The following is an 8401-nucleotide window of genomic DNA, read 5'->3' as shown; positions in this document are numbered from 1 at the left end:
TTACCGCACAAAGTCACAACGGCATCATGGGCAACGACTTTTTCTATGATAATGTACATGTCCTTTTCGAGGGTTATCATCGTATCGCTTTGAGTATTTTTAACGTACTGGAACAGCGCATCGCTGAGCAACAAGGCGTCGCCCCGGCTAAGGAGCGCCTAGCTGTCGACACGTGTAAAGAGCGACTGGGGCTGAGTCCTTATCTCGAACTTATCTATATGAAGGATGTGCTGCAACAATTGGGACGATATCAGACGTTTGCCCCGCAAATGGACGGCGCCTTTATGGAAAAACGGATCTCCGAAGTGGAAGCAAAGCTTAGCGACAAGGCCTTTGAGGAAGCCCTCGCAGCCCTAGACAAGGCGTTATCTTGGTGGGGCGACGATTTCCAAATTAGACGCGTGACTGCTCAACTCTTGATGGAAGCCGGGCGCGATGCAAAGGCACAGGCCGTCATGGCACAGATAATGGAACGCTATGGTGATTGGACCGCCGCCCAAAACTTTAAAAAGCTCATGGATAAATAAACGGGGGGCGCGCCCTTCCTGTGTGATTCTGAGCGCGGCATTTGTGCTTTTGTATCATTGAGGCGTTGTATTATGTAGGTTAGCTCGGATATCCATGCCAGTCCTCTTTGGAGTACGCGAGCTTTAGCTCGCTCCTTTCCATCCCGGCCCTACAGGGATCATGTCGAAACGTGGGGACAAGGTATTGCAGAGACCCAAGCATAGAGCCAGCCACGAGGAAAAGGACGCCTGCTGCACAGTCTCCATATTTTGAATAAAATGAATAATTCGACTTGAATATAACAAAGACTATTGCTTTGTCACGTCTTTATTGAAGCATGGGATGCGCAGAGCTATTCTTTATTTTCAACGACGGGTTCTGTGGGACCGGCGGCGCGTTTAGGTTTATCCAATCCTGTGGCGAAACGGCCGATCTGAACACAGTCGGTGATAGTGATTTTTCCGTCACCGCGGGTTTCGCGTGGAGCGCAATCGAGCTGTTGAAATTCTAAACCGGGCTCAGGTGTGTCCAAACCTACATAAAAACGCATTGCCTGTACCCAGTCATTTACCTTGATAATTCCATCTCCGCCGTGTCTGGGCGCAACATCCCCTTCCAGCCCATGACCTCCACCTTCACCCTCGCCTTCATCCTCATCCTCGCCCTCACCTTCATCCTCGCCTTCGCCCTCCTCTTCACCTTCGCCCTCGTCGGGAAAGAAGCTAATCCATTCTTCGTCGGGAACGACGGCATCTTCACGAATGTAGGGGTAGCCGTTATTAATGGTGTATGTCGAGTCGTGGGCCCAGCGGTCGTCAAATTTCCAATGGGTGTAAATATTCGATCCATAAGGAGTTGTCATATCTCCGGAACTACGCCCTTCGCCGCCGGCACTTACGCTCTGCAATGTCTTGTTCACATCCCAATAACACGCTTGCACAGAGCCTCCCGTATTCAGTGATACAAGCCCGCCGGTACTGTTGGGTTCCACACCGGTTACGCGGCCAATGGCGTAGCAGTCGATGAGAACGCCATTATAGTTGAGCCCCACAAGTCCGCCGATACCCACGCTGTTTGTGCCGCCGCTCACCTCTCCCGTGGCGTAGCAATCAGTCACTTTAGAGCCATAATTGTATCCGACGAGTCCACCCAAATACCGCGCGTAGTCCTCGCCACTCACTTTGTTTTTTGCATAACAGGCAATGGCAATGCCCTCCCAGCTTTGCCCGATGAGCCCGCCTATAGAGGCAGATGCATATGCACCTGTGACCTGTCCCTTGGCGTGGCTGGTGATGATGCCGCCGTAATTGTTGCCGATCAAGCCGCCCACCTCATTGTTTCCCGTAATGTTGCCATCAACGCTGCAGCCTATCACACGTCCCAGATTCACACCGACCAGTCCGCCAACCCCATTTTTCCCGGTAACCCTAAGATTTTCTGCGTGTAAATCGTAGACGAGTCCTTTTTCTGCAAGCATGGTAAATAGGCCCACATTGTTATTGTCGGGCATATAAATAGTTCCATTGCGCAACACATGCCCACCTCCATCAAAAACGCCGCCGAAGCCGATGCCTCCGTCGCCAATGGGCGTCAGTGTATGCCCATTGAGATCCAAATCAGCCGTCAGTTTTAAATGGGAATTCATGATCCCTGAATGGTGAAAAAGCTGCACAAAATCGTCTGTCGTTGCGATTACATAAGGATCGGCTTCTGTTCCGCTGCCGTCATAGGGTAGGACAACTTCGGGGATGGAGGGCCAATCAAAACCTTCCCAAGACAGCCGCGGATATTCTCCCTCAATCATGACCCATCCATAACTGTTCCAACCTGCGTTTTGAAAGAATGCCAAGCGCTGCATTTCGACCGTTAACAGCCCGACGCCGCCGGCACTAGTGCTGCGTCCGCTGGTATCTTTATCCCAAAAACTTTTTTGTATTTTGCCGGAACCGTTGACGCCGATCAAGCCGCCCGATTGGTTACCGTTGGGAACGGTTCCGCAGGAGTAACAAGCGTCAACCATGCCGTCGTTGTAGCCTACCAGCCCTCCTAAATAGGTGGCGGCATCGGCTATGTCACTCCTCGCGTAGCTGGTAGTCAGCCGATCCATGTTACGCCCGATGAGTCCGCCGACAAAAGTCACTCCGTGAATCAAGGCATCAGCATAAGAGGCGTTCACAGCGTCATCCTCATTATAGCCGACAAGTCCGCCTACATAGCGCCCGCCCGTAACAGTGCCCGTGGCATAACATGCGTAAAGGTTGCCGCTCCGTTTATTGCCGATGAGTCCGCCCACATACTGCGACTTGTCACCGCTATTGACCGTAACGGCGCTATAGCTGTATACGACATCCCCATAGTTTTGACCAATAAGCCCTCCTACATACCATGATTCTTCGCCGACGACCACTTCGCCCAAGGAGAAACATCCATCTACAACGCCGGCATTGCTGCCGATGAGACCGCCTACGTAACGTGCTTTCCAGGCGCCTGTAACCACCGCGGTGGCGTTGCAGAACCCAACAAATCCACCCCAGTTCGCCCCTACCAAGGCGCCCACATTGTTCTTGCCGGAAATGGAAGCGTTGGTGAGAAAGGCATTTTCGATAAAAGCCGTTTCCGTTATATAGCCGAAAAGTCCGACATTATCCTGGGTTGGCCTATTAATAAAGAGCCCGCTTATGACACGGCCCATTCCGTAGAAGCTGCCTGTGAATGGGGCACTCGCTTTGCCTATTGGCGCAAATCCCAAGCCATCATCCCACGCGGTGCTTGCCGAAGCGTCAATATCGTCCATCAGCGCATAAGTACCGTTTAGAGGGTAGGCAGGATCATTGCCAATTCGCTGCAATTCTTCAAAGGTATAAATAAAGATAGCAACGCTTTTATCGTTCGCAAATGCTGCATCGGCGCTACTGTTCCAAGCGAGAACAATACTTGCAATGATCATGCTGTAGGTCGCGATTCGTCCTGTATAAGAATGCATAGTGTCTTCATCTCTCTTTGTTATCAGCTTATTGTACCATGCAGAGAAGGCTCTTTTATTGTGACACATTCATGTAGTTGCCTGGTCCGTGCACAAGGTCTATCCTATTCAAGTCTATCATGACTTCCTTTATTTTTCAATGTGCTGTGTCAATAAAAACATTATGCGAATATACCTTTTTATCCGTATAATCGCGCTACTGATTTTTTGAAATCAGTGCCCTTTCATAATGTCCTGCCGCGCCAAAGAATTAGGACACGTCATTTGATTTTTTATCCCTTTATTTTACATACTTGTCGCCACTAAGATGCTATGGGGATCCGATATCTTCGGGCTCCGCCTGCTCTTTGATACCTTTGACATAGGTTCTCGGCAAACCATGCAATTCCCTGTTTAAAAGGAAGGAAATTATTGATGCCCCCACGTAAAGAAGTTTTGAAAGTAGGGTTGATCGGCTCCGGCGCCATTGCGCAAGAACAACATCTCCCTTATTGGCGTGAATTGGAAGCGGAAGGTCAGGTGGAAATTCTCGGGATCTGCGATCTCATTCGCGAACGCAGAGAAGAAGAAGCGGCAAAATGTGCCCAAGCCAAAGCCTACGCCGATTATAAAAAGATGCTTGCTGCTGTGGATTTCGACATCATTGATGTGTGCACGCAAAACCGTGTCCACGCCCCTGCCACAATTGCCGCCCTCGAAAAAGGGGCTCATGTGCTGGTGGAAAAGCCCATGGCCATGAACAGCAAAGAATGCGAGGCGATGATTGCCGCTGCACGCAAAAACAAGCGGAAACTGATGGTGGCGCAACATATGCGTTTTGAGGCACGTGCCGAAAAACTAAAAGAGGTGGTGGACAGCGGCGCGTTGGGTGATATTTACACAGCGGAGACCAAATGGCTGCGTCGCCGCGGTATCCCCGGTTGGGGCAAGTTTCATCTGAAAAAAGAATCGCTGGGCGGTCCGCTGATCGATATTGGCGTGCACATGATGGATCTGTGCATTTGGCTGATGGGCAGCCCGGTACCGGTCGCTGCGTCGGGCAAAGTCTATCGCAAATTTGGGGACCGTACTGATCTCTTTAACGCGGACTGGGGCGTACCCTATCCTCACCAAGAATTCGATGTGGAAGACTACGCCGTGGCACTGATCCGTTTTGAAAAAGGGCTTACCATGACCATGTCCGTTTCTTGGGCGGCGAACACCCACGATGAAATTGAAAACCTGTATATCTTGGGAGATAAAGGCGGTATCGGCATAAATCCTTTAGGCTTTTTCAGCGCTGATCATTCCTCACTGAACCGCACCACGTGGGACTGGCTGGATCCGGAAGACGGACACCGCCGCGAGATTCGACACTTCTGCGAGTGCGTACAATCGGATAAAGAGGTCATGGTAAAACCGGAAGAGTCGCTGCGCATCCAAAAAATAATTGACGCGATTTATGAATCGTCGCGCAAGAATAAAGAGATTGTAATAAAATAACGGGCTCTAAACGGGCACACAAAAAGAACAAGGGCACTGACAAAGATTATCCTCATCAGTGCCCTCTTTTTATTTCATAATAAGATTAGCGCGCCAGTTTCAAGAGATTCTTGCGGCTCGCATAGTTACGGTCTCGCTGTGCTGTACGCGCGCCCACATAGCGGCGCTGCACTTTGAAGCGTGCCGGCTCGTCTTCTTTAAAGGCGAGATACGGACCGCCTTCAGGAGGCGGCAATTGGGCTGCACAGCACGGACAAGCGGCGGGTACCTCTTGAACTTGTGGGGGCTGTCCTGTGTTCGTTTCCATTTCGATATACCGCATCGCCCAACATTCATAGCTGGGACCCGGTTTCAACGGCGCTTTGGGGGGCAGCTTTTGGTAGATCATGCCGCGGGCGGTATGGTCGACAAGAATGCCCGTACCGTGTACGGCGCCGCCGACGCCTTCATCGATCGATTCGATAGGGCTCCATTGGATCCCTTCTTTTAAACCGTTGTGGGTATGGTATACCAATTTGCGCAACCCGAGCCAAGGCCATTTGATAACGCGCAAGGCAGGTTCTTCCGGATTGCCCATAGGCCCTTCATAGGCCGGGGGCACCGCCTCCGCCAAGGGCATCAGCAGAGCGACTGCCGCCAAGACCATCACGACTTTAAAAGGTTTCATCATGTGCATCTCCCTCATTCGACAGGAAGCCTTTGCTTCGTCGATGACCAGCTAATTGTATCGCAACATGCTTCTATTTTACACAAAAATCACGCAAATGTAAAGATTTTATTTTCTTGGCTTGGCAGGAATGTGGACAGAGCCCGTTTTTTCTCGTGACATTAGAAATAATCCCTTGTTTCAAACATTCCCGCGACGCGAAACAGGCAAGATAAACCCTTCTTTTTTAAAGGTCTGCAATGAAAGATAAATCGGGTGGAATCGTTCTTCACAAGGACGACGCCTACAGTTGACTTATATTTTGGGATAGTGTGATAATAGGGTCGCCAATAACAATGATCCTTGAAGGATTGTATTTGGAGGAGATAGGAAGCGCAACAACTATATGGTAGGGAATGTATGCGGCAAAGGCTCCCAATCCTTTAACAACGGCAAGAAACGGCAGGCATGCGTTGATACGGATTCAGCAGATTATATGGAGCACGACAAAGCGCGCAGTCCTGTCTTCTTTGGGTGAGAAAAAAGCAAGGCACAACTACCGTGACGAATAGCATAAACAACGATCGTTCAGATGACTTTAGCGGGTCAACCCCGCGAAAACACGGCAAGAAACGATTCCTCGCCAATTTAGTGCTCAGTATTTTAATTCTTTGCTTGGGATTGTGGGGGCTGCTTTATCTGCGGTCCCTACGCGAACCACCGCTGCAAGCCGATTTACCGCCTGCAGAAGTGACAGTGGAAGTGAAGGCGGTCTACCCTGAAAATGTGCCCGTTATTATTTCCGGCTATGGCGAAGTACACGCAGCGGAATCCTTGGCGGTCACGCCGAAAGTAGCCGGCGAAACGGTTTATCTGCATCCTAAGCTGGAAGTGGGCAATGTAATCCCCAAAGGTGAGCTGCTCTATCGCATTGATCAACGGGATTATTTGGCGGCTCAGGCACAGGGTCAAGCACAAATTGAGCGGCTCGAAATCATGGTCAAGGCGCTGAACGAACAATATGCCAGCGATAAGAACCGACTGCAAACCATCAAACGGGCGCGCGATATCGCCTTGGAAGAATTCAATCGTGACAAGACCCTGCTCCAACAAGACGACGTGGGTTCGGAAAGCATGGTCAATTTGTCTGAGATCAATTATCGCAAAGCACAGGATGCTTTTGATCAAGTGGAACAAGCGATCAATCTATATCCACTGCGTATTAAAGAAGCAGAAGCCGCCTTACGTGCAGGTAAATCCGCTTTGGAAATGGTGGATTTAAGTCTGGAACGAACTGAAGAATTTGCGCCCTTTAATGCACGGGTTCAACACAAACAAATTGAGGTAGGTCAGGCCGTAGCGCCCGGGCTCATTATCTTGCTGTTGGCAGATGACAGCGCCCTTGAAGTGTCGGTGCCCGTTGACAGCCAAGATGCACGGCGGTGGCTGCCTTTCCTTGAGGCGGATACCCGTGAATCGCCCAATTGGTTTCGGCCCCTCGCCCCCGCGCCTTGTGTGCTGCGTTGGACCGAAGATCCGTCTGTGTCTTGGGCAGGCACGTTGGCGCGCGTGGAACGCTTTGATCCCATGACCCGCACCGTTACGGTGGCGATTAGTGTAGCGCCCAATACAGAAGAGACAGAACACGCTTCCTTACCGCTGGTCGAAGGTATGTTTTGCAGTGTTGACATCACCGGCACGACTATGACATCCGTCTATCGTCTTCCTGAATGGTCTGTTACCTATGAAGGTATGGCATATACGGCGGTAGATAATCGTCTGCGCCCGGTGAAGGTGAATATACTTCGCAACCAAAATAAGGAAAGCTTCGTTGATTCCGGATTGGCTCCCGGTGATCTGGCAGTGTTGACGCGCTTGGTGGATCCCATGCCGGGCATCCTGTTGAAGTACGAGTTGCCCGCTGATCATTCTGATGCGTCAGCGGACACTGCCAAAGCCGCGCCTACTGAAGACGCCAATTCACTTTCACCATCATCCCGAGCAAATGAGGCCTCATGAAACAATTCTTTACCATCTTTGTAAAGAATCGCGTTTACGCCAATATTATGGTGCTCTTTGCCGTCGTCTGCGGTTTTTGGGCACTAAAATATTTGCCCCGCGAGACCTTCCCCGACATCCGCATGGATACCATTCGGGTGACTGTCTTCTGGCCCGGAGCTGATCCCGCTGAAGTTGAAGAGGCGATCAGCTGCAAGATTGAAGAAGCCATAGAGGGCGTGGAAGGCATCAAAAATTATCACACCCTCTCCAATGAACACTTTTGCATCGCAAATATTGAGATCTTGGAAGGCTTTGACATCGATAAAGTCAAAGATGAAGTGCGTACAGCGGTGGACACGATAACCACCTTTCCGCCCGATGCGGAACGGCCGGTTGTGGAAGAATTTTTGATTCGCGTCCAAGCGTTGCTCCTTGCGGTGACCTGCCCAGATCTGTCCACCGCGGCGCTGCAAGATTATGCGAAACAAGTCAAAGATGAATTGATCGCCCTGCCCAGTATCAGCCAAGTGAAGCTGGTACAACGGGATCGTGAAATCATTATCGAAGTTTCGGAAGAACGTCTTCGCGAATATGGCATCACCTTCGAACAGGTGGCAATGGTCATCAAAGCGAACAGCTTAAACGCGCCCGGCGGCACCATTCGTACAGAAGGGGAGCATATCCGTCTGCGTACGCTGGGCAGGAATTATACGTCAGAAGATTTCGCGGGCATTGTCGTGCTGTCCCGCCCCGAAGGCTACCACATCACCTTGGACCGGATC

The 8401-nt window shown here is 50.8% G+C and carries 6 protein-coding genes; 4 read left to right on the top strand and 2 right to left on the bottom strand.

From position 1 onward, the window contains the following. On the top strand, positions 1-527 hold a 527-nt coding region (locus tag GX117_13145), incomplete at its 5' end, for a tetratricopeptide repeat protein (protein ID NLO34275.1). A 332-nt stretch (positions 528-859) separates the two neighbouring features. On the opposite strand, the gene GX117_13140 is transcribed toward GX117_13145, so the two are convergent. Beyond that, the gene (locus GX117_13140; GenBank protein ID NLO34274.1) at positions 860-3490 is read right to left on the bottom strand and encodes a hypothetical protein; all 2631 of its coding nucleotides are present in this window, start codon (positions 3488-3490) and stop codon (positions 860-862) included. A gap of 414 nt (positions 3491-3904) precedes the next feature. Here GX117_13140 and GX117_13135 point away from each other — a divergent pair, with 414 nt between their 5' ends. Then, on the top strand, positions 3905-4972 hold the full coding sequence (locus tag GX117_13135; GenBank protein NLO34273.1) for a Gfo/Idh/MocA family oxidoreductase: 1068 nt from the start codon (positions 3905-3907) through the stop codon (positions 4970-4972). An 85-nt stretch (positions 4973-5057) separates the two neighbouring features. On the opposite strand, the gene GX117_13130 is transcribed toward GX117_13135, so the two are convergent. Beyond that, positions 5058-5642 carry a hypothetical protein gene (locus GX117_13130; protein NLO34272.1) on the bottom strand — a complete coding sequence of 195 codons (585 nt, stop codon included), beginning with the start codon at positions 5640-5642 and terminating at the stop codon, positions 5058-5060. Between the two features lie 537 nt (positions 5643-6179). On the opposite strand from GX117_13130, the gene GX117_13125 reads away from it, so the two are divergent. Both GX117_13125 and GX117_13120 read left to right on the top strand, forming a co-directional pair. Beyond that, positions 6180-7637, top strand: coding sequence for a hypothetical protein (locus GX117_13125; GenBank protein NLO34271.1), 1458 nt, complete (start codon positions 6180-6182; stop codon positions 7635-7637). After that, positions 7634-8401, top strand: a 768-nt coding sequence (locus GX117_13120; GenBank protein ID NLO34270.1) for an efflux RND transporter permease subunit, incomplete at its 3' end; no start/stop codon positions are given. The genes GX117_13125 and GX117_13120, both read left to right, overlap by 4 nt.

It is taken from the genome of Candidatus Hydrogenedentota bacterium (assembly GCA_012523015.1).
In the GTDB taxonomy this organism is placed as follows: Bacteria; Hydrogenedentota; Hydrogenedentia; order Hydrogenedentales; family CAITNO01; genus JAAYBJ01.
Note: the sequence above shows the minus strand (reverse complement) of the source record. Positions and strands in the feature narration are given on the sequence as shown.

Excerpts from the sequence above, each read along its gene's own strand:
- GX117_13130 (NLO34272.1), bottom strand. The coding sequence starts at position 5,642 with ATGATGAAACCTTTTAAAGTCGTGATGGTCTTGGCGGCAGTCGCTCTG.
- GX117_13140 (NLO34274.1), bottom strand. The coding sequence starts at position 3,490 with ATGCATTCTTATACAGGACGAATCGCGACCTACAGCATGATCATTGCA.
- GX117_13135 (NLO34273.1), top strand. The coding sequence starts at position 3,905 with ATGCCCCCACGTAAAGAAGTTTTGAAAGTAGGGTTGATCGGCTCCGGC.